This window comes from Duganella violaceipulchra, from assembly GCF_019166075.1.
Classification (GTDB): Bacteria; Pseudomonadota; Gammaproteobacteria; order Burkholderiales; family Burkholderiaceae_D; genus Rugamonas; species Rugamonas violaceipulchra.
On sequence record NZ_JAHTGR010000015.1, the window covers coordinates 122,442 to 148,029 of the forward strand.

The 25,588-nt window shown below is 64.1% G+C and carries 28 protein-coding genes; 7 read left to right on the top strand and 21 right to left on the bottom strand.

Features of this window, described 5'->3' with window-relative positions; genetic code table 11:
- Positions 1–99: 99 nt before the first annotated feature.
- The 5 genes from KVP70_RS25040 to KVP70_RS25060 form a co-directional block, all read right to left on the bottom strand.
- Positions 100–738, bottom strand: a complete 639-nt coding sequence (locus KVP70_RS25040) for a hypothetical protein (RefSeq protein WP_217945149.1) — start codon at positions 736–738, stop codon at positions 100–102.
- Positions 735–1,772: a 5'/3'-nucleotidase SurE gene (locus KVP70_RS25045; RefSeq protein ID WP_217945150.1), complete on the bottom strand. Its 1,038-nt coding sequence runs from the start codon at positions 1,770–1,772 to the stop codon at positions 735–737. The genes KVP70_RS25040 and KVP70_RS25045 overlap by 4 nt, the downstream gene beginning before the upstream one ends.
- Before the next feature lie 93 nt (positions 1,773–1,865).
- Positions 1,866–2,546 (bottom strand): hypothetical protein, encoded by a 681-nt coding sequence (locus KVP70_RS25050; protein WP_217945151.1) that lies wholly within the window; start codon positions 2,544–2,546, stop codon positions 1,866–1,868.
- A gap of 5 nt (positions 2,547–2,551) precedes the next feature.
- Positions 2,552–3,316, bottom strand: coding sequence for a MipA/OmpV family protein (locus KVP70_RS25055; protein ID WP_217945152.1), 765 nt, complete (start codon positions 3,314–3,316; stop codon positions 2,552–2,554).
- Positions 3,317–3,323: 7 nt separating this feature from the next.
- On the bottom strand, positions 3,324–3,902 hold the full coding sequence (locus KVP70_RS25060) for a porin family protein (protein WP_217945153.1): 579 nt from the start codon (positions 3,900–3,902) through the stop codon (positions 3,324–3,326).
- 194 nt (positions 3,903–4,096) lie between these two features.
- Here KVP70_RS25060 and KVP70_RS25065 point away from each other — a divergent pair, with 194 nt between their 5' ends.
- From KVP70_RS25065 to KVP70_RS25080, 4 genes are all read left to right on the top strand, one after another.
- A complete protein-coding gene (locus tag KVP70_RS25065; RefSeq protein WP_217945154.1) occupies positions 4,097–4,774 on the top strand; it encodes a response regulator in 678 nt (225 codons plus the stop codon).
- Positions 4,771–6,081, top strand: a complete 1,311-nt coding sequence (locus KVP70_RS25070) for an ATP-binding protein (protein WP_217945155.1) — start codon at positions 4,771–4,773, stop codon at positions 6,079–6,081. Before KVP70_RS25065 ends, KVP70_RS25070 begins: the two co-directional genes overlap by 4 nt.
- A gap of 114 nt (positions 6,082–6,195) precedes the next feature.
- Complete coding sequence (locus KVP70_RS25075; protein ID WP_217945156.1) at positions 6,196–6,567, top strand: BlaI/MecI/CopY family transcriptional regulator; 372 nt, start codon at positions 6,196–6,198, stop codon at positions 6,565–6,567.
- Complete coding sequence (locus tag KVP70_RS25080) at positions 6,564–7,832, top strand: M56 family metallopeptidase (protein ID WP_217945157.1); 1,269 nt, start codon at positions 6,564–6,566, stop codon at positions 7,830–7,832. Before KVP70_RS25075 ends, KVP70_RS25080 begins: the two co-directional genes overlap by 4 nt.
- Before the next feature lie 2 nt (positions 7,833–7,834).
- Here the strand turns inward: KVP70_RS25080 and KVP70_RS25085 are convergent, their stop codons facing one another.
- The 3 genes from KVP70_RS25085 to pyrE form a co-directional block, all read right to left on the bottom strand.
- The gene (locus KVP70_RS25085) at positions 7,835–8,692 is read right to left on the bottom strand and encodes an alpha/beta fold hydrolase (RefSeq protein ID WP_217945158.1); all 858 of its coding nucleotides are present in this window, start codon (positions 8,690–8,692) and stop codon (positions 7,835–7,837) included.
- Complete coding sequence (locus KVP70_RS25090) at positions 8,692–9,063, bottom strand: DUF4279 domain-containing protein (RefSeq protein ID WP_020704823.1); 372 nt, start codon at positions 9,061–9,063, stop codon at positions 8,692–8,694. Before KVP70_RS25090 ends, KVP70_RS25085 begins: the two co-directional genes overlap by 1 nt.
- Before the next feature lie 74 nt (positions 9,064–9,137).
- Entirely contained in the window at positions 9,138–9,815 is a 678-nt protein-coding gene (gene pyrE / locus KVP70_RS25095; RefSeq protein WP_217945159.1) for an orotate phosphoribosyltransferase, read from the bottom strand.
- A 76-nt stretch (positions 9,816–9,891) separates the two neighbouring features.
- On the opposite strand from pyrE, the gene KVP70_RS25100 reads away from it, so the two are divergent.
- Entirely contained in the window at positions 9,892–10,659 is a 768-nt protein-coding gene (locus tag KVP70_RS25100; protein WP_217945160.1) for an exodeoxyribonuclease III, read from the top strand.
- Between the two features lie 97 nt (positions 10,660–10,756).
- Here KVP70_RS25100 and KVP70_RS25105 read toward each other — a convergent pair whose 3' ends face one another.
- The 13 genes from KVP70_RS25105 to KVP70_RS25165 all read right to left on the bottom strand — a co-directional run bounded on the left by KVP70_RS25105 (position 10,757) and on the right by KVP70_RS25165 (position 23,415).
- Positions 10,757–11,644: a pseudouridine synthase gene (locus tag KVP70_RS25105; protein ID WP_217945161.1), complete on the bottom strand. Its 888-nt coding sequence runs from the start codon at positions 11,642–11,644 to the stop codon at positions 10,757–10,759.
- On the bottom strand, positions 11,644–12,534 hold the full coding sequence (locus KVP70_RS25110; RefSeq protein WP_217945162.1) for a M48 family metallopeptidase: 891 nt from the start codon (positions 12,532–12,534) through the stop codon (positions 11,644–11,646). Before KVP70_RS25110 ends, KVP70_RS25105 begins: the two co-directional genes overlap by 1 nt.
- On the bottom strand, positions 12,521–13,786 hold the full coding sequence (locus tag KVP70_RS25115; protein ID WP_217945163.1) for an AmpG family muropeptide MFS transporter: 1,266 nt from the start codon (positions 13,784–13,786) through the stop codon (positions 12,521–12,523). Before KVP70_RS25115 ends, KVP70_RS25110 begins: the two co-directional genes overlap by 14 nt.
- On the bottom strand, positions 13,786–14,397 hold the full coding sequence (metW, locus tag KVP70_RS25120; RefSeq protein WP_217945164.1) for a methionine biosynthesis protein MetW: 612 nt from the start codon (positions 14,395–14,397) through the stop codon (positions 13,786–13,788). Before metW ends, KVP70_RS25115 begins: the two co-directional genes overlap by 1 nt.
- Positions 14,394–15,548: a homoserine O-succinyltransferase MetX gene (gene metX / locus KVP70_RS25125; RefSeq protein ID WP_217945165.1), complete on the bottom strand. Its 1,155-nt coding sequence runs from the start codon at positions 15,546–15,548 to the stop codon at positions 14,394–14,396. Before metX ends, metW begins: the two co-directional genes overlap by 4 nt.
- Positions 15,549–15,625: 77 nt before the next feature.
- The gene (gene ptsP, locus KVP70_RS25130) at positions 15,626–17,368 is read right to left on the bottom strand and encodes a phosphoenolpyruvate--protein phosphotransferase (RefSeq protein ID WP_217945181.1); all 1,743 of its coding nucleotides are present in this window, start codon (positions 17,366–17,368) and stop codon (positions 15,626–15,628) included.
- A 44-nt stretch (positions 17,369–17,412) separates the two neighbouring features.
- Positions 17,413–17,682 carry an HPr family phosphocarrier protein gene (locus KVP70_RS25135; RefSeq protein ID WP_008444930.1) on the bottom strand — a complete coding sequence of 90 codons (270 nt, stop codon included), beginning with the start codon at positions 17,680–17,682 and terminating at the stop codon, positions 17,413–17,415.
- A 50-nt stretch (positions 17,683–17,732) separates the two neighbouring features.
- Positions 17,733–18,140, bottom strand: coding sequence for a PTS sugar transporter subunit IIA (locus KVP70_RS25140; RefSeq protein WP_217945166.1), 408 nt, complete (start codon positions 18,138–18,140; stop codon positions 17,733–17,735).
- 60 nt (positions 18,141–18,200) lie between these two features.
- Entirely contained in the window at positions 18,201–19,148 is a 948-nt protein-coding gene (gene gshB / locus KVP70_RS25145; RefSeq protein ID WP_217945167.1) for a glutathione synthase, read from the bottom strand.
- Between the two features lie 85 nt (positions 19,149–19,233).
- A complete protein-coding gene (gene gshA, locus KVP70_RS25150; protein WP_116992222.1) occupies positions 19,234–20,535 on the bottom strand; it encodes a glutamate--cysteine ligase in 1,302 nt (433 codons plus the stop codon).
- Between the two features lie 182 nt (positions 20,536–20,717).
- Positions 20,718–22,286 carry an ammonium transporter gene (locus KVP70_RS25155; RefSeq protein ID WP_217945168.1) on the bottom strand — a complete coding sequence of 523 codons (1,569 nt, stop codon included), beginning with the start codon at positions 22,284–22,286 and terminating at the stop codon, positions 20,718–20,720.
- 11 nt (positions 22,287–22,297) lie between these two features.
- Entirely contained in the window at positions 22,298–22,636 is a 339-nt protein-coding gene (locus KVP70_RS25160; protein ID WP_008444920.1) for a P-II family nitrogen regulator, read from the bottom strand.
- A gap of 11 nt (positions 22,637–22,647) precedes the next feature.
- Positions 22,648–23,415, bottom strand: coding sequence for a TorF family putative porin (locus KVP70_RS25165; protein ID WP_217945169.1), 768 nt, complete (start codon positions 23,413–23,415; stop codon positions 22,648–22,650).
- Between the two features lie 278 nt (positions 23,416–23,693).
- On the opposite strand from KVP70_RS25165, the gene KVP70_RS25170 reads away from it, so the two are divergent.
- Positions 23,694–23,933, top strand: coding sequence for an accessory factor UbiK family protein (locus KVP70_RS25170; RefSeq protein ID WP_217945170.1), 240 nt, complete (start codon positions 23,694–23,696; stop codon positions 23,931–23,933).
- Positions 23,934–24,031: 98 nt separating this feature from the next.
- The gene (locus tag KVP70_RS25175; protein WP_217945171.1) at positions 24,032–25,543 is read left to right on the top strand and encodes a YifB family Mg chelatase-like AAA ATPase; all 1,512 of its coding nucleotides are present in this window, start codon (positions 24,032–24,034) and stop codon (positions 25,541–25,543) included.
- The last annotated feature ends 45 nt before the right edge of the window (positions 25,544–25,588 follow it).

Below are 25,588 nucleotides of genomic sequence, written 5' to 3' on the forward strand. Positions count from 1 at the left end.
GGGTCAAGTCTGACATTCGGACACGAACCCGGCCATATAGGACTTTACAGTAGGCCTCGTGTCCGAATGTCAGACTTGACCCCATCATTATTGACAGCGTCAGCGATAGGCCAGCAGATCCAGCACGGCGCTGCCGTTCTCGCCGACCAGTTGCAATGCGGCGGGCGCGGTGTCGGCCGATGCCAGCGCCAGGCCTTTGTAGCTTCCTTCGACGGCACTGCCGCAGCCGCTGGCGGTCAAGGTCAGCGCCGCTGCACCGCCGTAGGTGGCGGTGAAGTCGACTTTTCCGGTCAGTTTGCAATCACTGGCGCCCGCGCTGATCGCGCCGTCGGCGGCCACCGTGAACAGCACCGGCTTGCCGCCGATGAGCACCTGGTAGCTGCCGGCCGCATTGGCGCCGGATAGCGCGTTCAGCACCACCGCCTGGGTACGGTCGTAGGCCAGCGTCACCATGCCGCTGCTGGCCACCGGAACGCGACGGCCTTTGCTGCCATCCACCACATGGATCACCGTGGCGGCGCCATCGCCGTCGGCCGACAGCAGCACATAACCCTTGCCGTCCTTGTTGGTGTAGATGCTGGCGCCGGACACCGTGTCGCCATTGGCATAGCCTTGCAACGCCCCCTCGCCCAGCACCGGCACGCTGCTGGGCGGCGGCGGCTCGTTACTGGTCGAGCCATTGCATCCCGCCAGCCCGGCAACCACGGCCAGCAAGGCCGCCTTCATCGAGTTGTTCATTGCGCGATCCCGTTCAATTTGATCTTCATCGCGTCCTCAAAGGCGCGGCGCGCTTGCGGCACGCCTTCGACCGGAGAAATCGTCACCGCAGTCTTCGTGGCGATCACATTGTCTTCCGAGGTCGCGGCGGTGTCCTTGGGCAGCGTCACGCCGCTCGGCAGCATGGTGCCGCCGGTCGCCAGGCTGATACCCGGCACCGGGAAGTTGACGCCGGAGGCCACGGCCAGCGGGCTGTCCGACAGCTTCTCGTAGAACGCCGGCAGGTAGCTGCTGGCCTTGCCGATGCGGGTGAAGCGGTACGGCAGCGCCGCGCCGGCGCCGGCGCCGAAGTCCGGCACGTTGACGTTCAGGCCCACGCCTTCCGGCATCAGCAGTCCGCCAGCCTTGGTCTTGTTGGCGATCAGCGTGTCGACCAGCTTGACGACGATGCCGGCCACTTCATACACGCGATGCGACGCGGGCAGCGTGCCGCTCCAGGTAACCTGGGTGGTGGCGGCGTCGCTGACGGCCATTGCCGGCAAGCCGCGATTGATCATGTAGACCAGGTTATTGAACGTGCCGCTGCTGGCGTTTATCGCGCCGGTGTTGTTGCCTTCGTTGGGGCCGGAGATCACCAGGTCGGGCGCAGCGCCCCACTTCTTCTTGGCCAGCACGTCGACGCCGTACAGGCAGGCCGCGACCGGCGTGCCGTTGACGTAGGAGACATCGGCATCGCCTGCATCGACGCCGACGCCGGGAGCGCCGGCGGCCAGGCCCAGCGCCACCGCGCCGCGCTCCTTGCCGGTCAAGGCGCCGATCGGGGTCAGGAAGGCGATGTAGCCGCCGCGGCCCGATTGATTGTCGATCGGCGCGGCCACCGCCACGCTATGCCCCGCAGCGACCAGCTTCGATTTCAGCGCGCGCAAATTGGCGGCGGTGATGCCGTCGTCATTGCACAGCAGGATGTTCAGCGCGGAGGCCGGTGCGGCAGGCAAGGCAAAGACGCCGCACAAGGCGATGGCGCGCGCGGCGCTGTTGAAGCGGGAGGATGGCATGGCACTTCCTGTCGAATGAATAAGAACGCGGAAGTGTATTGACGCCGTGTGACGACAGCGTGACACGCCCGCCAGCCATGCTTATACCCGCTATCACTCGAGCAGCGCGGCGATCGCCAGCGGGGTGCTGCTGGTGACGATCTGTCCCGCTTCCGGCAGCGCCGCAAAGCGATAGACGAATACCCTGAAGGTGGCGATGACGTCGCCCGTGAACGCCGGCCCCTCTTTCGCGGCCAGCATGCTGACGGCGCCGCCGGCAGCATGGAACTGCACCTGCGAGCCGTCATTCTTCGGATACGAGAACTGCACGCCGGCGCAGCTTTTTCCCGCAGCCTCGCCGGAGTAGCGCAGGTAGGCCAGCAACTGATCGCAGGCGGTGCGCAGATCGGCGGCCGCGTAGACGCCGTCCGGCCGCGTGACGATCGACACCCAGGCGCCGGACTTGAGCTGTCCCGCCTTGCGGTTCACCGTCAGTTCCGCGTTGTCGTCATACGCCGCTTTGGAAAACGGGAACACGGCGCGCCCCAACGCATCGAGCGGCAGCGCCAGGTGCGTGGCCTTGCTGTTGAGCGTCAGCCGCAGGCCGTCCATGGATACGCTCTTGTCGCGCGGCCGGATACGGAAGTGATTCTGCAAAAACTGCTTGGGTTTGCCGTATTTTTCAAACCAGATCATCTGGCGATAGGCGTCCCGATACTCGACCCAGTCGGAGTCCTCCTGCGCGCCGGCGAACGCCGGCAGCAAGGCTAGACAGAGCAGGAGGAGTTTGAACATGCCGATTAAAACCGGTAAGCCAGTCCGCTGGACCAGGTGATGAAATTGCGGCGGCCGACGAAGGGAGCGCCGGCCGGTCCGTTGCCCAGCAGCGTGCCGGTCAACGAGCTGTTGACCAGCCATTTGCTGCTCATGGCCCAGTTCCAGTTGACGCCCGCGTTCACGGCCGTCACGCCGGCCGACGGCCGGTAATCGCGCACGCCGCCGGCAGCGGCGCTCACTTCATACTGCTCGCGCATCACCTGATCGCTGGCCAGCGAAACACCGGTCGACAACGTCACCGTGTGGTGCGGCGCCGGAGAAGGCAGGGTCTTTTGCACGCCCAGCTGACCACGGAAGCCGCGCGCGCTGGTGTCGTAGATCAGGTTCGAGGTGACACGGGCCTCGTCGCCAAGGTAGTAGTTATAAAAACCGCCGACATCGGCCGAGCCACGGATCGGATGCGTGCCGCGCAGCCGCCAGCTGTCGCCGGGAGCGCGCGTATTGCTGCCAACGATCAGCGGCCCATATTCCACGCCCGCCGTTTGGGACAGATGCATGCCCACCACCCCGCTGGCCGACGCGAATATCCCGTTACTCCACTGGATCTGGAACAGCGGGCGCAGCATCACCTGCCGCACCTCGCCCTCCTCCACCGAGGTCTTGGTGCTGAAGGCCACCCCCGCATACATATCCTTGCTCCCATCGGGCATCATCAACTCGGTGGTGTTTTCGGCCAGCGCCGGACCGCACGCGGCCAGCAGCAACAATAACGGGGATAGCTTATTCATGTATTCCTTAAAATCCGAAGCGCACGCCCAGGGCGATACGACTCGGGTTGACGGCAAAGCCTTCGTGTTTGAGTTTGGCGGTGCGTTCAAATTCCAGCTGCAACGCCACGTCTTTGCTGACCAGGTAGGAAGCGCCCACGCTCAGGTACAAGCCGGTCTTGTGCTCCGACACGCCCGACGGAGCATCCTTGCCGCTGACGTCCAGCTTCATGCGCCCCTGCGCCAGACCCGCCTTGCCGAACAGGGACCAGTCCTCGCTCAACTTCCACGTGCCACGCGCCGCCACGTAGGCCGTGCTGACACGCGTCTTGAGCTGGTAGCCGGGCGAGAGGTCGAAGCTGGTCGAGTTGCTGTCGGTGCGATAACCAGCTTCCAGCGCCCACAACGGCGACAGCTCATATCCCGCAAACAGCCCCAATGGCGTCGCCTTTTTGACCTCGCTGCGATCGGTCGTCACGCCGTTCTCGGTAAATTTGACATTGCCGTTGGTCTGCGGGCTGATATTGGCGCCGACATACAAGCCTTCGGCATGCGCCACCGAGCTTGCGGCGAGAACGATCAGGGCACTGCATACTATCTTTTTCATGTTCGGATTCCAGGTTGAAGTAAGAGCCTCCAATGGTAGGCACCCTTCGCCGCGCAATCCGCCTCGGTCTGTCGTTGAATTGTCCTCAATTTGTAGGCGGCATTTGTATAAAAAGTGTACGAATGTGTACCCGATTGTCGAAAATGCCACTTCGGCGCCGCGCTCCACTACAATACCTGCGAAATGGAGGCGCGATGCAGCGTGTAATGCTGGTGGAAGACGATGCGCGGCTCGCCGCGCTGGTCAAGGAATACCTGGACGAATACGATTACGCAGTCGACGTGGTGACACGCGGCGACCGCGCGCTCGACCACTTCCGCGATACACAGCCTGACCTGGTGATACTCGACCTGACCCTGCCCGGCGTCGACGGCCTGGTGGTGTGCCGCCAGCTGCGCCAGCTGAGCGCCGTGCCGATCCTGATACTGACGGCGCGCCAGGACAGCTTCGACGAAGTCTCCGGCCTCGAACAAGGCGCCGACGACTACGTCAACAAGCCGGTGCAGCCGCGCGTGCTGCTGGCGCGCCTGCGCGCGCTGCAACGGCGCGGCAGCGGCGCCGCCAACAGCGACATCGTCATCGGCCAGCTGCGCATCTCGCGCGAGAACCGCGCCGTCTACTGGCGCGCCGAGGAAGTGGCGATGAACAGCGCGGAGTTCAAACTGTTCGTGATCCTGGCCGACGCCTCGGGCAAGGTCATGTCGCGCAACGACATCCTGGTCAAGATGCGCGGCATCGAATTCGACGGCCTTGATCGCAGCATCGACAACTGCATCTCGCGCCTGCGCCGCAAGTTCGGCGACGGCGGCGCGGAACGCATCAAGACCGTCTGGGGCGAAGGCTATCTGTTCAGCCCCTCGGCCTGGGAATGAATCGTCTCTTCTGGCGCTTCGCACTGCTGGTGATGCTGGCCATCACGCTGGCGACCTGCGCGATCTACTTCACCTTCAGCCGCCTGTTCGGCGATCCGCTGGAGGAGATCGCGCGCCGCCAGGCGGCCGGCCAGATCTTCCTGCTGGAACAGTACATCGACAAGGCGCCCAGCGACGAATGGCTGCCGCGCCTGAACAAGGTGCGCGAAGTATCCGAAGCCACGCTGGAACTGCAACCGCTGCCGGCGGCGCTGGCGGCGTTGCCGTCCTCCAAACGCGCGCAGCTGCTGCAAGGCGCGGTGGTCATCGACGTCGGCGGCAAGGCGTTCTACCGCCGCGTCGACACCACCGGCGCGCGCTACATCGGCAGCGACGACGACGTGATCCACGCCCAGCGCCTGCCGATCGACATCGGCCTGGCGCTGGGCATGGAGGCCATCCGCTTCGGCGTGATCGCGCTGTTCCTGCTGGTGCCGATAGCCTGGTGGACGCGCCGGCACTGGCGCGGTTTGCTGGCGCTGTCGAAGGTGGCCGACGACTTCGGCCAGGGCAACCTGGCGGCGCGCGCCGAGGTGCGGCCGGCGTCGAGCATCGCGCCGCTGGCCGGCCGCATCAACGACATGGCCGAGCGTATCGGCCTGCTGATGGAAGCGCACAAGAACCTGCTGCGCTCCGTGTCGCACGAGCTGCGCACACCGATCGCGCGGCTGGAGTTCGGCCTGGAGCTGCTGCGCGAGCGCCATGCGGCCGACGACCCGGCGCTGCAAAAACGCGTCGTGGCGATGGAGACCGATGTCGACGAATTGAAAACCCTGGTCAACGAGCTGCTGGACCTGACGCAGCTCGACCAGGCGCAATCGATGGCGCGCCAGCCGTTCGCGCTGGCGCCGCTGCTGACGGGCTGCGCGCCGCCGCGCGGGTCGGCCACGACGCCGGCGCGGCAGTTCAGCGCCAGCATCGCCGACGACCTGGGCGAGCTGCAAGGCGACGCCCGCCTGCTGGCGCGCGCCGTCAACAACCTGCTGGGCAATGCCGCCAAGTACGCGGCATCGCGCATCGTGCTGTCGGCCGTGCGCGATGGCGCCGCCGTGCGCATCACGGTGGAAGACGACGGCCCCGGCATCCCGCCCGAGGCGCGCGAGCGCGTGTTCGAACCTTTCTACCGGCTGTCCCGCGAACAGGACTACGCCGCCAGCGGCTACGGACTCGGTCTCGCCATCACCGCCAAGGCCGTCCAGCTGCACGGCGGCGCCATCGCCATCGACGATGCACTGCTGGGCGGCGCCCGCATCACCATCACTTTATAGACAACTCTGTCTACGGCACGCAACACGCGGCGGGAACGCCAAAAATTGAAGTATACATTTTTGTCTAGACAGACTAATCTACAGCTACTTTAGCAAGCCGACAAGAGATCTGCCATGAGCATACCCAAACCAACCGCCGCCGAACTCGATCTGCTGCAAGCCCTGTGGCCGCTCGGCTCGGCCACCGCCAAGCAGGTGCACGAGGCCATGCTGGAAGAGAAACCGGAGCTGGCCTACGGCACCGTGCTGCGCCTGATGCAGATCATGCACACCAAGGGCATCCTGATCCGCGACGAGAGCCAGCGCTCGCACATCTACGCGCCGGCGCAGGCGCAGGACGCGCTGCAGACCAATCTGCTGAAGGACCTGATGCAGAAGGCTTTCGCCGGCTCGGCCAAGGCGCTGGTGCTGGCGGCGCTGCGTTCCGGTATCTCGAAGAAGGAACGCGAAGAGATTGAAAAAATCCTCAAGGATGAACAGAAATGAGCGCCTTCATTTTCGCCCTCGGCCTGACGCTGATGCACTTCCTGTGGCAAGGCTTGCTGCTGGGCTGCGCCACCGCCATCGCCCTCACGCTGCTACGCAACAGCCGCGCCGAATACCGCTACCTGGTGGCCTGCTCGGCGCTGCTGGCCTGCCTGTGCTGGCCGGCGGTCGAGCTGTATCAACGCCTGTACGGCCACGCCGACGGCAGCACCATGATCGGCGTCGGCGTGCTGCGCCTGGCCGCGCAAAACATCGTCGGCAACGGCGAACCTTTCGACCTGCGCGACTCGATGCGCAGCATCGTCAGCCTGTGGGCCTTGTGCGCCATCGTGCTGTCGCTGCGCATGATCCTCGGCCTGCTGTGGATAGACCGCGCCGCCAAACAGTGCGACTGCACCCACCGCCAGGACCAGCTGCGCTGGGAAGCGCAGCTGCAACGGCTGGCGGCGCGCTTCGGCGTCGGGCGCGCCGTGCGGCTACGCATCGTCGACACCATCGGCAGTCCGATCACCGCCGGCTGGTGGCGCCCGGTGGTGCTGCTGCCGGCGGCGCTGGTGGCCGGCATGCCACCCGATTTGCTGGAGGCGCTGCTGGCGCACGAAATGGCGCACATCCAACGCCACGATTACCTGGTCAATCTGCTGCAGAACGTGATTGAAACGCTGCTGTTCTACCACCCTGCCGTCTGGTGGATCTCGAACCGCATCCGCGTTGAACGCGAACTGATCGCAGACGATTTCGCAGCAAGGCAGCTCGGCGAACCGCGGCGTCTGGCCCTTGCACTTTCGGAGCTGGAGCGTCTCCAGTTCTCAACTCACCACCTGGCCCAAGCGGCCAATGGAGGAAATTTGATGGACCGTATTCAACGTTTGTGCCGCCCTGCACCGCAGACCCTGAACTGGAAAGCCGCCGTGCCGATGCTGGGACTGGCGCTGGCCTGCATGTCGATCTACGCGGAGGCCGTGGCCGCCGACAAGGTCGCCGCGAAGACGGTGCACGCCCTGGCCGACTTCACTACCTGCGACAAGCCGAAATGGCCGGAAGGCGCGATCGGCCGTCAGGAGTCGGGCACCGTCACGCTGAAGTTCCTGGTCGGCGCCGACGGCAAGTTCAAAAAATCGCAGGTGCAGAAATCCAGCGGCCATTCGGACCTGGATGAAGCGGCCCGCGCCGGCATCGAGAAGTGCGGCTTCAAGCCCGCTCTCAAGGCCGGCAAGCCGGTGGAATCGTGGATGCAGATGCAGTACGTCTGGGTGCTGGAGTAAGCTCAGTGGGCAGGGCTTAGCGCCATCCATCCGAGGATGTCGGCAAAGATCTGCTCACGATTAAGTTCATTGAAATTCTCGTGGTAGTTCTGCGGATGCCGCTGGTAGGTCAACAGCGCCGGCGGCACCGATTTCAGCATCTTCTCCGCCGCGTCGGCATCGGCCAGCTTGTCGTCGCCGGCCACCACCGCGAACAGCGGATGCGTCCAGCCGGCCATGCGCGGCGCCAGCCCTTGCTGCGCATGGGTCAGCGCGTTGCCGAAGCGGACCGTGATTTCAGTGGCGCGGATGCCGTCGCGCTCATCGTCGTGATGGCGGGCGGTGATGGCGCTGTCGTGGGTCAGCATATCGGTCAACGGCGCCAGCGGCACCTTCATGCGCGGCGCCAGCGCGCCCAGCACGCCGGCCAGCGCCAGCAACACCGGCGACACCTTGATCGCGTTCACATAGTATGGCGACGACAGGATGAAGCCCTTGATGGCGGCGTCGCCGGCGAAGTGGCCCAGGCCCAGGTGGGTGGCGATCAGCGCGCCCATCGAATGGCCCATCACATAGATCGGCAAGCCCGGATACTGCTGCTTGACCCACTGCAGGAAGGCCACGCTGTCGTCCAGGAAGACGCCGAAGCCCGGAATGTCGACCCGGCGCGCATCCTGGTGTCCGCACAAGTCGTAGGCCACGGTGGCGATGCCGTGCTGGCGGAAGTACAGCGCCGGCGTGACGTAGTCGCCGGCGTGCGCCATGCCGCCGTGGATGGCCAGGATCACCGCGCGCGGCGCGGCCGGTTCCCAGATGTGGACGCGGCGCTCGGCCTGCGGACCGGCGCGCAAGCTGGCCAGGCGGTCTTCGGAAAACCGCATCAGGCTGTGATGCTCAGGTTGATGCCCATCTCGACCAGCAGCTTCAGGTCAGCCAGCGTGAAGTCCAGGCTGGGGGTCGCTTCGCCGCGCTCGGTGGTGAAGGAGATGCGCAGCTCGGCCGCCACATCGGACCGCTCGAAGTGGATGCCGCGCGCCTGGCACTCGGCCAGGTAGTGGCGGATCTGCTTGAGCAGCTGGTCCGGGTTCATATCGGTGCCGACGGCCACGTAGAAGCCCGAATCGAGACGCACCCGGCCGTCGGGCTTGACGTCGCCCTTTTCCCAGTCGCTGTCCGGCTCGGTCGGCAATCCGTCGCGGATGTCGTACAGGCCGTCGTCGTCGCCGTGCACCTTCAATGTTGCGATGTTCATGGGTTTGCCCCTTGTCTCCTGTGTACCGAATTAGGTTACATCAAAGAAATTTCAAAGTCTAGCAATATGGCCAGTTAGGCAATGCCGTAGCGGGTCCGGTAGGCGGCCACCGCGTCCTTGTATTGCAACAGCTGCGGGTCGGCGCCGGCGCCGTTCAGGTAGCTGAACAGGTCGTCCAGGTTGCCGATCGAAATGACCGGGATGTTGTAGGCCTTGGCCACTTCCTGCACCGCCGAGTTGGGCGACAGCTGGTCGTCCTTGCCCGAGCGTTCCATGCGGTCCAGCGCGATCAGCACGGCGCATGGTTCGGCGCCGGCGGCGCGTATCATGTCCACCGATTCGCGCACCGAGGTGCCGGCCGAGATCACATCGTCGATGATGACGACCTTGCCTTGCAGCTTGGCGCCGACGATGGTGCCGCCTTCGCCGTGGTCCTTGGCTTCCTTGCGGTTGAAGGCGAACGAGGTGTTGCGGCCCTTGCCCGCCAGCGCCACCGCCGTGGCCGAGGCCAGGGTGATGCCCTTGTAGGCCGGGCCGAACAGCATGTCGAACTCGACGCCCGAATCCAGCAGTGTTTGCGCGTAGAACTGCGCCAGCTGGGCCAGGGTCGCGCCGTCATGGAACAGGCCGGCATTGAAGAAGTACGGCGACTGGCGCCCGGCCTTGGTGGTGAAGTCGCCGAAGCGCAACACGCCGGTCTTGACCGAAAATTCGATAAATTGCTGGCGCAGGGGGTTCAGTGGGTTCGTCATACTGCCTCATTTCTGTAAAGTGCCTGTATTTTAACGCTACACTAGCGCATTCCAAAATTTACGCATCGAATCGACCATGCCAAAAATCATCTCTGCCAATCTGAACGGCATCCGTTCCGCCAACACCAAGGGCTTTTTCAAATGGATGGCTCTGCAGGACGCCGATTTCGTCTGTGTCCAGGAACTGAAGGCGCAGGCGCCGGACATGACGCCGGAATTCCTCAATCCGGGCGGCTACCACGGCCACTTCCACTATGCCGAGAAAAAAGGCTATTCCGGCACCGGCGTCTACAGCAAGATCGCGCCGGACCGCGTGGTGATCGGCTTCGGCTCGCCGGAGTTCGACGCCGAGGGCCGCTACGTGCGTTGCGATTTCGGCAATCTGACGGTGATTTCGGTGTACTGCCCGTCCGGTTCGTCCGGTCCCGAGCGCCAGGAAGCCAAGTTCCGCTTCATGGACCTGTTCCTGCCGCACCTGCAAGCCTTGCACGCCGAGGGGCGCGAAGTGGTCATCTGCGGCGACTGGAACATCGCCCACAAGGAAATCGACCTGAAGAACTGGAAAGGCAACAAGAAGAATTCCGGTTTCCTGCCGGAAGAGCGCGAATGGATGACGCGCATCTTCGACGAAGTCGGCTACGTCGACGTGCACCGCGGCCTCGATCCGCGCGAAGAGCAATACACCTGGTGGAGCAACCGCGGCCAGGCCTACGCCAAGAACGTCGGCTGGCGCATCGACTACCATGTCGCCACCCCGGGCATCGCCGCCAAGGCCACCACGGTGGCGATCTACAAAGAAGAAAAGTTCTCCGACCACGCACCGTTGACCATCACCTACGCCTAATTTCACGGGGGTCAAGTCTGACATTCGGACACGAGCTCTGCCGTAATCAGCATTACGGCAGAGCTCGTGTCCGAATGTCAGACTTGACCCCAGCGGTTTAAAGGCTGCGGCGGCTGTGGAATTCGCGGCGCTCGCCGCTCAGCGGGTCGGTGAAGGCGATGCGGCGCGCCAGCAGCTTCAGCGGCTGCGAGACGTCGTCCTGCTTGCACGGCAAGGCCACCGGGTAGAACGCGTCGTTGATGATGGGGATGCCCAGTGACGACAGGTGCACCCGCAGCTGGTGCTTGCGACCCGTGTGCGGATGCAGCCGGTACAAGGTGCAGTCGGCGCGGTGCTCGATGACGTCGATCAGCGTTTCAGAATTCGGCTCGCCCACCTCCTCCTTCATGATAAAGAACTTGTCGCCGTCGACCATGCGGCTGCGGTAGGTAAACGGGAACTCGCGCCCTTGCAGGCGCGGCGCCAGCGCTTCGTATTCTTTCTCGATCACGCGCTTCTGGAACATCGACTGGTAGGCGCCCCGGCTATCCTGGCGGCGCGAGAAGATCACCACGCCGGCCGTCTCGCGGTCCAGCCGGTGGATCGGCGTCAAATCCTGTTCGCCCAGCTTTTTCTTCAAGCGCACCAGCAGCGTCTCGTGCAGGAAGCGGCCGGTCGGTATCATCGGCAGGAAGTGCGGCTTGTCGACCACCACCAGATGCTCGTCCATGAACAGCACTTCCTCCTCGAACGGAATCGGCGTCTCGGCGTCCAGCTCGCGGTAGTAGAAGATGCGCATGCCGCGCCGGTAGGCGCTGTGCGGCGCCAGCGCATTGCCGTCACCGTCCATCACCTCGCGACGCGCCATGCGGTCGCGCCACGACGCTTCCGTCACGTCGGGATAGCGCGCGATTAAAAAGGTCAGCAGATCCGGCCACTGCCCTTCCGGCAGCCACAGATAGCTGGGCGCGACGCCGTCGCGCATCGGCAGCGGTGCGCGCGACATTATGTACGCGGCAGCGCCAGCGAGTGGTACGGCGGCAGCGCGTCCGGGTTCAGCCCCTTGGCGCGCGCGTACACCGGCAGCACCAGGTACATATTCTTGCTCATGTCTTCGATGCGCTTGCTGCCGCTCGGGTGGGTCGACAGGAAGGGCAAGGGCTGGCTCTTGTTCACCGCACTCATCTTCTGCCACAGCGCGATGCCGGCGCGCGGATCGTAGCCGGCGCGGGCAGCCAGATCCAGGCCAACCAGGTCGGCCTCGCTCTCGTCGCCGCGCGAGAAGCTCAGCGCGGCGCCCTGCGCCACCATGCCGGCGGCCGCGTCGCCCAGGCGCGGGTCGACGCCGAAGTAGGCCGAGCCCACCGCGCCAAGAATGCGCGTGCCGACCGAGGTGATGGTGTTCTTGCCGGCCTGCTCGCGCGCGTGCTCGCGCAGCGCGTGGGCGATCTCATGGCCCATGACCATCGCCACTTCGTCGTCGGTCAGGTTCAGTTTGGTCAGGATGCCGTTGTAGAAGGCGATGCGCCCGCCCGGCATGCAGAAGGCGTTCACCGTCGGCGAATTGAGCAGGTTGACTTCCCACTTCCAGTTGGCCGAGTCGGGATTCCAGCGCGCGGTGAACGGGATCAGCCGCTTGGCGATGGCGCGCAGCCGTATCAGCTGCGGATTGCGCTCGGTGGCGACGGCGTCCTTCTGGTGGGCCTGGGCCAGCATCTGGTCGTATTGCAGCTTCGATTGCTGGTCGAACTGGCGGGCGTCGCCGCCCAGGCCGCGCAGGCGCGACATGCTGCTGACGGGGATGCCGTCATCCTGGCCGCCGGCGGCCACGGGCGCAACGGCGCCGACGCAGCAGGCCAGCGCCAGCAAGGCGGCGTTTAATTTAAGCTTGTTCATTCCTGGTATTCCATGGGGCGATTTTAGGCAACATCATCATGGCAGGAAACGCCAGGATGAAGCACACAATAAAGAACCAGAACCAGCCGGTTTCCGCCACTATATACCCGACCGAGGAATTGATAAATGTGCGCGGCACCGCCGCCAGGCTGGAAAACAAGGCGTACTGGGTGGCCGTGTAGCGCGGATCGGTGGCGCGCGACATGAACGCCACCAGCGCCGCCGCCCCCAGCCCCAGGCTGGCGAAGGCTTCGAAGCCGAACACGGCGCTCAGCAACAACGAATCGGGGCCGGTGCGGGCCAGCCAGGCGAAGCCCAGGATGGCGATCGCCTGCAACACGCCGAACACCCACAAGGCGCGGTTGATGCCCAGCTTGATCATCCAGATGCCACCGACGGCGCCGCCGGCCAGCGCCGCCCACCAGCCGGTGGCGTTGGCCGCCAGGCCGATCTGCTTGGTGGTGAAGCCGATATCGAGGAAGAACTTGGTCGACAGCGCGGTGGCCATGCTGTCGCCGATTTTATACAGCAGCACGAAGCCGATGATCAGCAAGGCCTGGTTCCAGCCGTCGCGCTGCACGAACTCGCGGAACGGCAGCACCACCGCTTCCTGCAGGTTCTTCGGCGGCGCGCCATACACGGCGGGCTCCTTGGCCAGCAAGGTGCAGACGAAACCCGGCAGCATGAAGGCGGCGACGATCCAGAACACGGCCTGCCACGACATGCTGTCCGCCAACACCAGCCCCAGCGCGCTCGGAATCAGGCTGGCGGCCTTGTAGGCGTTGACGATGATGGCAGCGCCCAGGCCCTGCTCGTTCTCGGCCAGGATCTCGCGGCGGTAGGCGTCGATCACCACGTCCTGGCTGGCCGACAGGAAGGCGATCAGGAACACGCAGCCGGCGATCATGGTCAGCTCCAGCTTCGGGTCCAGCATGCCAAGGCCGCCGATCACCAGGAACAGCGACAGCTGCGTGGCCGCCATCCAGCCGCGCCGCCGGCCCAGCGAGCCGATGGCGTAGCGGTCCATCAGCGGCGCCCACAGGAACTTGAAGGTGTACGGGAAGGTCACCAGCGCGAACAGCCCCAGCGCCTTCACGTCCAGTCCGGACTTGGCCAGCCACGCCTGCATCAGGTAGATCAGCGTGTACAGCGGCAGGCCGGAGCTGAAGCCCAGGAACAGGATGGAGACGGTGCGGCCGTTCAGGTAGGTGCGCCAACCGGGCGCGCTCGATGGCTGTTCCTGGATCGTCATCAGTGGTTGACCTTTTTACGCAAGCGGAACACGGCAAGGTCGCCGCGCAGGTTGGGCAGGAACGAGACGCGGTGGCCGTCGGCCAGCGCCACGCATTCGATCACTTCCAGGCCGCACTCCTCGGCGAGGTCGCGGAAATCGGTGATGGTGGCGCAGCGCATGTTCGGCGTGTCGTACCACTCGTAGGGCAGCGACTCCGACACCGGCATGCGGCCCTTCAGCAAGGCCACGCGGTGCGGCCAGTAGGCGAAGTTGGGGAACGAGACGATCGCCTCCTTGCCGACGCGGACGATGTCGCGCAGCAGCGGCTCCACGTGCTTCATCATCTGCAGCGACGACAGGCACAGCACCGTGTCGAAGCTGTTGTCGCCGAACAGGGCCAGGCCGTTCTCCATGTCCTGCTGGATCACGCGCACGCCGCGTTTGGTCGAGTCGAGCACCTTGTCGTCGGCGATCTCGATGCCGTAGCCGCTGCACTGCTTGTCGCTTTGCAGGTAGTCCATCATCACGCCGTCGCCGCAACCGACATCGAGCACGTGTGCGTTCTTCGGTACCCAGTGGGCGATGAAGGCCAGGTCCGGCCGGGCGCTGCTTAAATCGTTGAAGTTCATGCTGCCACTTTCTTGTTAATGTCGTTCCACACCTGATCGTAGTAGGCGCGCACCAGGTTCATATAGCGCGGGTCTTCCAGCAGGAAGGCGTCGTGGCCGTGCGGCGCGTCGATTTCCGCGTAGGTGACCTGGCGGCGGTTGCAGATCAGCGCCTTGACGATCTCCTGGCTGCGCTCCGGCGAGAAGCGCCAGTCGGTGGTGAACGAGGCCAGGAAGAACTTGGCCTTGGTGCCCGCCAGTGTCTTGGCCAGATCGCCGCCGTGGGCGCGCGCCGGGTCGAAATAGTCGAGCGCCTTGGTGATCAGCAGGTAGGTGTTGGCGTCGAAGTATTCGCTGAACTTGTCGCCCTGGTAGCGCAGGTAGGATTCGATTTCGAAGTCGACGCCGAAGCCGAATTTGTAGTCGCCCGCTTCGGCGGAGTCTCGCAGCTTGCGACCGAATTTTTCGGCCATGTCGTCGTCGGACAGATAGGTGATGTGGCCGACCATGCGCGCCACGCGCAGGCCGTTCTTCGGCACCACGCCGTGTTCGTAGAAGTCGCCGCCGCGATAGTCGGGATCGGACAGGATGGCCTGGCGGGCTACGTCGTTGAAGGCGATGTTCTGCGCCGACAGCTTGGCGGTGGAGGCGATCACCACGCAGTGGCGCAGGCGGTCCGGGTACATGATGGACCACGCCAGCGCCTGCATGCCGCCCAGCGATCCGCCCATGACGGCGGCGAACTGCGTGATGCCCAGTTGATCGGCCAGGCGCGCCTGGGCGTGCACCCAGTCCTCCACCGTGACCACCGGGAAGGCCGCGCCGTATGGCTTGCCGGTGGCGGGATTGACGTGCATAGGCCCGGTCGAGCCGAAGCAGGAGCCGAGGTTGTTGATGCCGATGACGAAGAAGTGGTCGGTGTCGAGCGGCTTGCCGGGACCGACCATATTGTCCCACCAGCCCTGGCTTTTCGGCTGGCCTTCGTATTCGCCAGCCACGTGGTGCGAGGCGTTGAGCGCGTGGCAGACCAGCACCGCATTCGATTTGTCGGCATTGAGGGTGCCGTAGGTTTCATACATCAACATGTAGTCGTGCAGCGACGCGCCGCTTTGCAGCGGCAGCGGCTGCGCAAAATGCATGGTTTGCGGAGTAACGTATCCTAAGGATGGCATGTGGTTTAATTTTTATAGGGGTCGGCCCCGCGGGCCATCTATCAAGGTGGGACCGCGAGGATGGGTCCCACCACTTACTACAACAACTGCAATTGTTCGACCGCGTCTGCAATTACGTTGGGTTCCATCGAGCGCATGATCTTGCGGGTTTGCGGCATCAGCCGCGCAAGGTCGCTGTTCAGGATTTCCTGCTTGACCGACAGCAGCTGCGCCGGGTGCATGGAGAATTCGCGCAAGCCCATGCCCAGCAGCAGGCGCGTGAGCTTGATGTCGCCCGCCATTTCGCCGCACACGGCCACGTCGATCCCGGCTTTATGCCCGGCCGCAATCGTCATCGAGATCAATTGCAGCACAGCCGGATGCAGCGGATTGTAAAGGTGCGCGACCTCATAATCAACCCGGTCGATCGCCAGCGTGTACTGGATCAGGTCATTGGTGCCGATCGACAGGAAGTCCATGCGCTTGACGAACATCGGCAGCGCCAGCGCGGCGGCCGGGATTTCGATCATGGCGCCGACGTGGACGGCGTCGTCGAACTTGATGTTCTGCTCGCGCAGCTCGGCCTTGGCCTGGGCGATCATCGCCAGCGACTGGTCGATCTCGAAGGCGTGCGCCAGCATCGGGATCAGGATGCGCACCTTGCCGAACGCCGACGCGCGCAGGATGGCGCGCAGCTGCGTCAGGAAGATCTGCGGCTCGGCCAGGCAGTAGCGGATCGCCCGCAGGCCCAGCGCCGGGTTGAGCGCCGTGTGCTCGGTCTGGTCGAGCGGCTTGTCGGCGCCGATGTCGAGCGTGCGGATGGTGACCGGCCGGCCCTTCATCGCCACCACGGCCCTCTTGTACTGCTCGAACTGCTCATCCTCGGACGGGATGCGGCTGTTGCGGCCCATGAACAGGAACTCGGAGCGGAACAGGCCGACGCCGTTGGCGCCCGCCTCCATCGCCGAGACGCAATCGTCCGGCAGCTCGATGTTCGCCATCAGCATGATCTCGACACCATCCTTGGTGATGGCGGGCGTCTTCTTCAGCTTGCTGAGCTTCTTGCGCGCGCGGGCGGCGGCGCCCTGGCGTTCGCGGTACTGCTCCAGCACCAGCGCGCTGGGGTTGGCGATCACCACGCCGGCGTCGCCGTCGATGATCAGCCAGTCGTCCTGCTCGATCAGGGTCGAGGCGCCGGACATGCCGACCGCCGCCGGGATGTCCAGGCTGCGGGCGACGATGGCCGTGTGCGAGTTCTGGCCGCCGACGTCGGTGACGAAGCCGATGAAGGAGCGGTCGCGGAACTGCAGCATGTCGGCCGGCGAGATGTCGTGGGCGACGATGATCATCTGCGCCTGGAAGCCGTCCTCGCCGGTGGTGGCGGGCAGGATCTGGGCGGTGCCCATCAACACCTTCAGCACGCGCTCGGCGACCTGCTGGATGTCGGCCTTGCGCTCGCGCAGGTAGGGGTCTTCGATTTCGTCGAACTGCGCCGACAGCTCGTCGATCTGGGTCAGCAGCGCCCATTCGGCGTTGTAGTGGCGGGTGCGGATGATGTCCAGCGGCGCTTCCGAGATCATCGGGTCCGACAGGATCAGCGCGTGGACGTCGATGAAGGCGCCCAGTTCGGTCGGCGCATCCTTCGGCAGTTCGTTCCACAGCGTCTGCAGTTCCTTGTGCACCTGCACCAGCGCCTGCTGCAGGCGCGACACTTCGGCTTCCAGATGCTCTTCCGCCACCAGGTAGTGCTTGACGTCCAGCGCCGCCGGCGCCAGCTTGTGGGCGCGGCCGATGGCGATGCCGCGCGACACCGGGATGCCATGCAGCGTGAAGGAAGCCATGGCCGGGCCGGTGGGGGTGCGGGGACGGCTGCGTTCCGCGGGCATTACTCGCCTTCGCCGAACTTGTCGTTGACCAGCGCCGTCAGCGCGGCGATGCAATCGCCTTCGTCGGCGCCGTCGGCTTCCAGCGTGACCTTGGCGCCCTTGCCGGCGGCCAGCATCATCACGCCCATGATGGACTTGGCGTTGATGCGGCGCGCGTTGCGGGTCAGCCAGACGTCGCTTTGAAATTTTGCTGCCAGTTGGGTGAATTTGGCGGAGGCACGCGCATGCAAACCAAGCTTGTTGATAATCTCAAGTTCTTGTTGAATCATTTTTCTTTTGTCTCAATCAGAAATGCGCACTGCAAAAAATAATTCCGGAGTCAGGATTGCCCGACCCGGATTCGGTTATCGACGCGCACTGCCCCACTCTGCGCGCCGGCGAGAGCCATTTCCACCACCACGTCCAGCGCATCGCGGCGGTAGGTGATGGCGCGCAGCAGCATCGGCAAACTGATGCCCGCGATCACCTCCACCCGGCCGGCGTCCGCCAGGCGGTTGCAGCAGTTGGCCGGCGTGCCGCCTTTGACGTCGGTGATGACCAGCACGCCGTCGCCTTCGTCGAGACGCTTGATCGCCGCCGCCGCCAGTGCCTGGACTTCGCCGAGGTCCTGGTCGGCGATCACGTCGATCGCCTCCAGCCGCTCGGTGGGACCACGGAACACATGGGCGCAGGCGGCAATGAAGGCCTGTCCCAGTGGTGCGTGCGTCATAAGCAGTATGCCAACCATATTCTTAAACCGCCAGTGAGCGCGGACGTTTTTTGACGCCCCGCGCGTATTAATTGTTAGTTATTTCGCCTGCACGGCCGCTTCGACGGCGTCGACGAACATCGCCGCCACCTGGAAGCCCGTTTGCTGGGTGATTTCCTGGAAGCAGGTTGGGCTGGTGACGTTTACTTCCGTCAGGCAATCGCCGATAACATCTAATCCTACCAGCAACAGGCCACGGGCGGCCAGTATCGGGCCCAGGGTATTGGCAATTTCCTCATCGCGCTCGGTCAGCGGCTGGGCCACGCCGACGCCGCCGGCCGCCAGGTTGCCGCGCACTTCGCCGTTCTGCGGGATGCGCGCCAGCGCGAACGGCACCGGCTTGCCGGCGATGACCAGGATGCGCTTGTCGCCCTTGACGATCTCGGGGATATAACGCTGCACCATGATGGTGCGAGCGCCGTTATCGGTCAGCGTTTCGATGATGGAGCCCAGGTTCATGCCGTCGGCCGCCACGCGGAACACGCCGGCGCCGCCCATGCCGTCGAGCGGCTTGAGGATGATGTCGCCATGGTGCTTGTGGAAGGCGCGGATGCGCGTTTCGTCGGCCGTCACCAGGGTTGGCGAGGTGAACTGGTTGAACTGGGCGATGGCCAGCTTTTCGTTGTGGTCGCGGATCGCGGACGGCTTGTTGAACACCTTGGCGCCCTGTTTTTCGGCCAGCTCCAGCAGGTAGGTGCCGTAGATGTACTCCATGTCGAACGGAGGATCCTTGCGCTGGATGATGGCGTCGAAGTCGCCCAGGTTGGTTTCGTGGGCGGGCGCCGCGCGGTACCAGTCGTGGCTGTCACCGGTGAGGGTGATCGCGGCCGCGTTGGCGTAGACCACGCCGCTGTCCAGCGCCATGTCTTTTTGCTCGAAGGCGTAGACGGTGTGGCCGCGCTTGGCCGCTTCCACCATCATGGCGTAGGTCGAATCCTTGTAGGTTTTAAAACTGGCCAAGGGATCGGCGAGGAAAGCTATTTTCATGGGCGCATCCATTCTGGGTAATGCCTGATTTTAGCCGAGATTCGCCCGATGCACCGGGGAGCGGACCAGTCCGCTCCCTTGAGGCTTAATAGACTTCCGGATTGGGATCGGTGCGTTCCATTTCCAGCGACGCCGCCAGCAAGGCCAGCCGCGCCACCACGCCGTAGACGTAGAAACGGTTCGGCGCCGCCGTGCCCGGCTTGGCCTTCAGGTCCGGCACCGCGTGCTGCTGCGCGAACGCCAGCGGCACGTACTGCGAACCGGGCGCGTTGAGGTTCTGGTCGATGCCCTTTTCCGCGTGCACGCGATAGAAACCGCCCACCACGTAGCGGTCGATCATGTAGACCACCGGTTCGGCCACCGCGTCCTTGATGCTTTCGAAGGTCGGCACGCCTTCCTGGATGATGAAGTCGGTCACTTCCTTGCCATCCTTGATGACGATCATCTTGTCGCGCTGGGCCTGGCTCAAGTCCTTGATTTCGCTGGAATCCTTGATCGTCAGGATGCTGGTGCCATAGGTCCCGGCGTCCGGCTTGACGATCACGAACGGCTTCTGGTCCTTGATGCCGTATTCCTTGTACTTCTTCTTGATCTTGGACAGCAGCGCGTCGATATTCGCGGCCAGGCAGTCGTAGCCCTCGCCGGTGCGGAAATTGACGGCGTCGCACTTGGCGTGGAAGGGGTTGAGCATCCACGGATCGACGCCGATCAGCTTGCCGAACTTCTTGACCACCTCGTCGTAGGCGTTCATGTGGTTGCCCTTGCGGCGCACGGCCCAGCCGGCGTGCAGCGGTGGCAGCAGGCTTTGCTCGTGGATGTTCTGCAAAATGTCAGGAATGCCGGCCGACAGGTCGTTGTTGAGCAAGATCGTGCAGGGATCGAAATCCTTCAGGCCGACGCGGCGGCCGTTGGCCGAACGCACCAGCGGCTCGACCACCAGCATATTGCCGTCCGGCAGGGCCAGCGGGGTCGGCTGGGTGATCTCCGGCGACAGCGAGCCCAGCCGCACGTGCAGGCCGGTCTGGCGGAAGATCTGCATCAGCCGCGCGACGTTCTGCCAGTAGGTTGGATGGCGCTGGGTCACTTCCGGGATCAGCAGCAGGTTGCGGGCGTCCGGGCAATATTTGTCGATCGCGGCCATGGCGGCCTGCACCGACAGCGGCAGCATTTCCGTCGCCAGGTGGTTGAAGCCGCCGGGGAACAGATTGGTGTCGACCGGCGCCAGCTTGTAGCCGGCGTTGCGCATATCGACCGAGCAATAGAACGGCGGCGTGTGTTCCTGCCACTCCAGGCGGAACCAGCGCTCAATGGCTGGCGTTGCCGCCAGGATCTTTTCTTCGAGGTCGAGCAGCGGTCCGGTCAGGGCCGTGACAAGATGGGGAACCATGATTACTTCCTTAAATGATGCGGGAGGACGACCCTCCAGGCACGCAGAACATCAGATATTACCGTGCAGATACCCCAAATCGGGGCGAAAACCCTATTTTAAAGGCGGGAAATAAAAAAAGCGCCTCTTTTGGAGGCGCTTTTCGTCTGGCCCGCCGATGCGGGCCAATGCAATATTACCAATCAGGCATGGTAGGCCGACTCGCCATGGCTGGTGATGTCCAGGCCTTCGCGTTCCTCTTCTTCCGGCACGCGCAGACCGATGACGACGTCGACCAGCTTGTAGGCGATCAGCGACACCACAGCCGACCAGATGACGGTGGTGCCGATGGCGGTGCCCTGGATCGTCACTTGGCTGACGATCGAGTATGGATCGGCCGACATCTTGTTGGTGACGTAGTCGAAGATGCCCTGGCCGCCCAGCGATGGCGAAGCGAATACACCGGTCAGCAGCGCGCCCAGGATACCGCCGACGCCGTGCACGCCGAACACGTCCAGCGAATCGTCGGCGCCCAGCAGGCGCTTCAGGCCGTTCACGCCCCACAGGCAGATGACACCGGCCAGCAGGCCCATGATCAGCGCGCCCATCGGACCGACGTAGCCGCAGGCCGGGGTGATGGCCACCAGGCCGGCAACGGCGCCCGAAGCGGCACCCAGCATCGAAGGCTTGCCTTTGACGATCCACTCACCCAGCAGCCACGACATGGTGGCAGCGGCGGTGGCCAGCAGCGTGTTGACGAAGGCCAGTGCGGCGACATCGCCCGCTTCCAGTGCCGAACCGGCATTGAAACCGAACCAGCCGACCCACAGCAGCGATGCGCCGATCATGGTCATGGTCAGCGAGTGCGGCGCCATCGATTCGCGGCCGTAGCCGACGCGTTTGCCCATCATGTAAGCACCCACCAGGCCGGCAACTGCGGCGTTGATGTGCACCACGGTGCCGCCGGCGAAGTCCAGCGCGCCTTTTTGCCACAGGAAGCCGGCTTTGGCGGTTTCGGTCGCCAGCGTCGCGGCATCCTTGATCGCGTCAGGACCGGTCCAGAACCAGACCATGTGGGCCACTGGCAGGTAAGCGAAGGTGAACCACAGCACGACGAAGGCCAGCACCGCGGTGAACTTGGCGCGTTCGGCGAAGGAACCGACGATCAGGCCGCAGGTGATGGCGGCGAAGGTCGCCTGGAACACCACGTACACGAACTCCGGAATGACCACGCCTTTGCTGAAGGTGGCGGCGGTGGCGAAGGTGGCCTTGGCCGGATCCCAGATACCGTTCAGGAACAGGCGGTCGAACTTGCCGACGAAGGCGTTGCCTTCGGTGAAGGCCAGCGAGTAGCCGTACACGCACCACAGCACGATGATCAGCGCGAAGATGGTGAACACTTGCAGCAGGATGGACAGCATGTTCTTGGAACGGACCAGGCCGCCGTAGAACAGCGCCAGGCCGGGAATCGACATCATGATGACCAGGATGGTCGACACCATCATCCAGGCGGTGTCGCCCTTGTTCGGCACGGGGGCTGCGGCCGGGGCGGCCGGGGCAGCTTCGGCCGGCGCGGCGGCGGCTGGCGCAGCGACTGGCGCGGCGGCTGGCGCGGCGGCGACCGGGGCCGCTTCAGGCGCCGACGCGGCCGGTGCGGCGGCGGAGGCGACCGGGGCCGAAGCGGCCGGTTTGGCATCCTCGGCATGCACCGGCGCGGACAGCGCGAACAGCATGGATACCCCAGCGAGCAACGTTGTTATAGTTTTTTTCATCAAGCTTCCCCTTAAAGAGCTTCGTTGCCGGTTTCGCCGGTACGAATGCGTATGACTTGTTCCAGGTTGTACACGAAGATTTTGCCGTCGCCGATTTTGCCGGTGCGGGCAGCGCCTTCGATCGCTTCGATCGCCTGCTCGACGATGGAATCGTCCACCGCCGCTTCGATCTTGGTCTTGGGCAGGAAGTCCACCACGTATTCCGCACCGCGGTACAGCTCGGTGTGGCCTTTCTGGCGACCGAAGCCTTTGACCTCGGTCACGGTGATGCCTTGCACGTTGATCGCCGACAGGGCCTCGCGGACCTCGTCGAGCTTGAACGGCTTGATAATGGCGGTAATCATTTTCATGCTGGCCTCGCTTAGAAGGTTTTGGAAATGGTCAGGACAGCCCCGGTTTTGGCCAGGTTCTTCCCGTCCGGTCCGACGTAGGCTTTCGTGTCGGCATAGACCGCCGCCAATGCCACCGTCACTACGCCGAAATCTTTGGTCACGCCCAGCTTGTAGTCGGTGTAGCTGGAGGCGCCGTTGTGCTTGACGTTCTGGTGGCCGGCGTGCACGTTCAGCACATAGCCGTCGACCAGGTCGAAGTTGCCGGACGCATCGACGTAGCCGCTGTTCTTGCTGTCGGCAAAGCCGAACAGGTTGGTGGTCGATTGCGAGTATTTCAGCGTGACCGGGCCATAGCCGATCTGGCCGTACAATTCGAAGGTGTTGGCGCTAGGGTGCAGGCCGTTCGATGGATAGAAGTAGTACAGGCCGCCGACGTCATAGGTCACATCCTTGACGATCTCGCCGCGTTTGCCCGCGTACAGATCCCATTCGACATCGCCGTCGCCGCCCGGGGTGTCCTTGATCCACTTGATGGTGGACAGCCAGGTGCCTGCGTAGAGGCCGGTCGGGTTGTTGGTGTAGTCTGCGCCGCCCTGCAGTGCAGGTTTCAGACGGGTTTGCGATACGCCGCGGTAACGGTAGTCGCTGACAACGGCAGCGTTGAAGCTGACTTCATTGTCCGGTTTCGCTTCGGCCGCGGGTGCCGCGTCTTCGGCGCGCGCCATGCCGGCGCTCATGGAGGCGAATGCTAAAGTCAACGCTGCGATCAGTGTGAAGTTCTTGCTCAAGCTTTTCATAGTTGTTTTCCTTGTGTAGTTGAACTTATTTAGCAGTTGCGGTTTAAAATCCTATATGTAGCGAAGCGGGGTATGCGTTCATAGCTTCTGTAGCAGAATGTGTGCCAGCTAATGTTGTCGAGCTGATAGCTGCTGTATCAACCAGGGCAACGGGACCGCATTGGAAAAAATGTGAGAATGGGATGGGTGTGGCGGTGATTTTGCCGAATTTCGCACCACATTAAGGCTGGAGTGCACTGCAATGGTGCAGTGCATTGCTGGCGAGATCAAGGAATATTATGGATATGAACACTTTTTTTAACGACCTGCAGGGAAAGATCAATCAGGCCATCGAAAACTCACCAGCAAAGGACATCGAGAAGAACGTGAAGGCTATGATGACCCAGGGTTTTGCCAAGCTGGACTTGGTGACGCGCGAGGAATTTGACGTCCAGGCACAAGTTCTGGCCAAGACCCGCGCCAAGCTGGAAGCGCTGGAAGCGCGCCTGGCGGAGCTGGAAGCCAAAGCCGGCCAATAAAGCAGGTCCGCGCCGCGCCCGTTTGGGCTAGCGCAAAGCACCACAGCGGGCCTGGGCTACGCTGGCGACTGGTATCCCCACTGGTCGTCCGCTAACCCATGAGCCTAGCCGTACTCAAAAGCCGCGCCCTGGCGGGCATGGAGGCGCAGGAGGTCAGCGTCGAAGTGCATCTGGCCAATGGCTTGCCGGCCTTCACCATCGTCGGCCTCGCCGACACCGAGGTCAAGGAAGCCAAGGACCGCGTCCGCGCCGCCATCCAGAACGGCGGCTTCGAATTCCCCGCGCAACGCATCACCGTCAACCTGGCGCCGGCCGATCTGCCCAAGGAGTCCGGTCGCTTCGATTTGCCGATCGCGCTGGGCATCCTGGCCGCGTCCAAACAAATCCCCTCCACCCGCCTGCATCAATACGAGTTCGCCGGCGAGCTGTCGCTGTCCGGCGAGTTGCGGCCGATCCGCGGCGCGCTGGCCATGTCGCTGGCCACGCGGCGCGACGGCGGCACGCTGGCCTTCATCCTGCCGCTGGCCAATGCCGACGAGGCGGCGCTGGTCGGCAACGCCGCCATCTACCCGGCGCAATCGTTGCTGCAAGTGTGCAGCCATTTCGCGGCCAGGTCGGTCGAGTCCATGCTGTCGCGCCACGACTCGGCGCCGCTGGTGGAACAGCTGGCGTACCCCGACTTTGCCGACGTCAAGGGACAGCTATTCGCCAAGCGGGCGCTGGAGGTGGCGGCGGCGGGCAATCATTCGGTGTTGCTGGTCGGCCCGCCGGGCGCCGGCAAGACCATGCTGGCGGCGCGCTTCCCCGGCCTGCTGCCGGCAATGACGGACGAGGAAGCATTGGAGGCGGCCGCCGTGCAATCGCTGACGGGCGCCTTCCGCATCGAGCAATGGAAGCGCCGACCGTTCCGCTCGCCACACCATACCTCGTCCGGCGTGGCGCTGGTCGGCGGCGGCAGCGTGCCGAGGCCGGGCGAGATATCGCTGGCGCACCGGGGCGTGCTGTTCCTCGATGAATTGCCCGAGTTCGCGCGCAGCGTACTGGATGTGCTGCGCGAGCCGCTGGAGTCGGGCCGCATCACCATTTCACGGGCCGCCCGGCAGGCCGACTTCCCCGCGCATTTCCAGCTGATCGCCGCGATGAACCCCTGCCCTTGCGGCTACGACGGCCACATCAGCGGCATCTGCCGTTGTTCGCCGGACATCATCCAGCGCTACCGGGGCCGGATTTCCGGACCGCTGCTGGACCGCATCGACATCCAGCTTGAAGTGGGCGCGGTCGATCCCGACATCCTGGCGGCCGACGCCAATGGCGAACCGTCGCGCCTCATCGCCACCCGCGTGCAGGCGGCCACCGACCGCCAGCTGCAACGCCAAGGCAAGCGCAACCAATACCTGAGCACGCGCGAGATCGACCTGTACTGCAAACTCGACCGCCCCGGCAAGGCCAGCCTGAAACTCAGCATGGAATGTTTCCACTGGTCCGGCCGCGCCTACCATCGCATCCTGCGCGTGGCCCGCACCATCGCCGACCTGGCCGGCAGCGAGCGCATCCTTGAACCGCATGTCGGCGAAGCGGTCCAGTATAGGCGGGCGCTGCGCGACCGCTGAGCGCCCATGCTAAATTCTGCCGATCCCTGCGCTAAGCGTCACCTC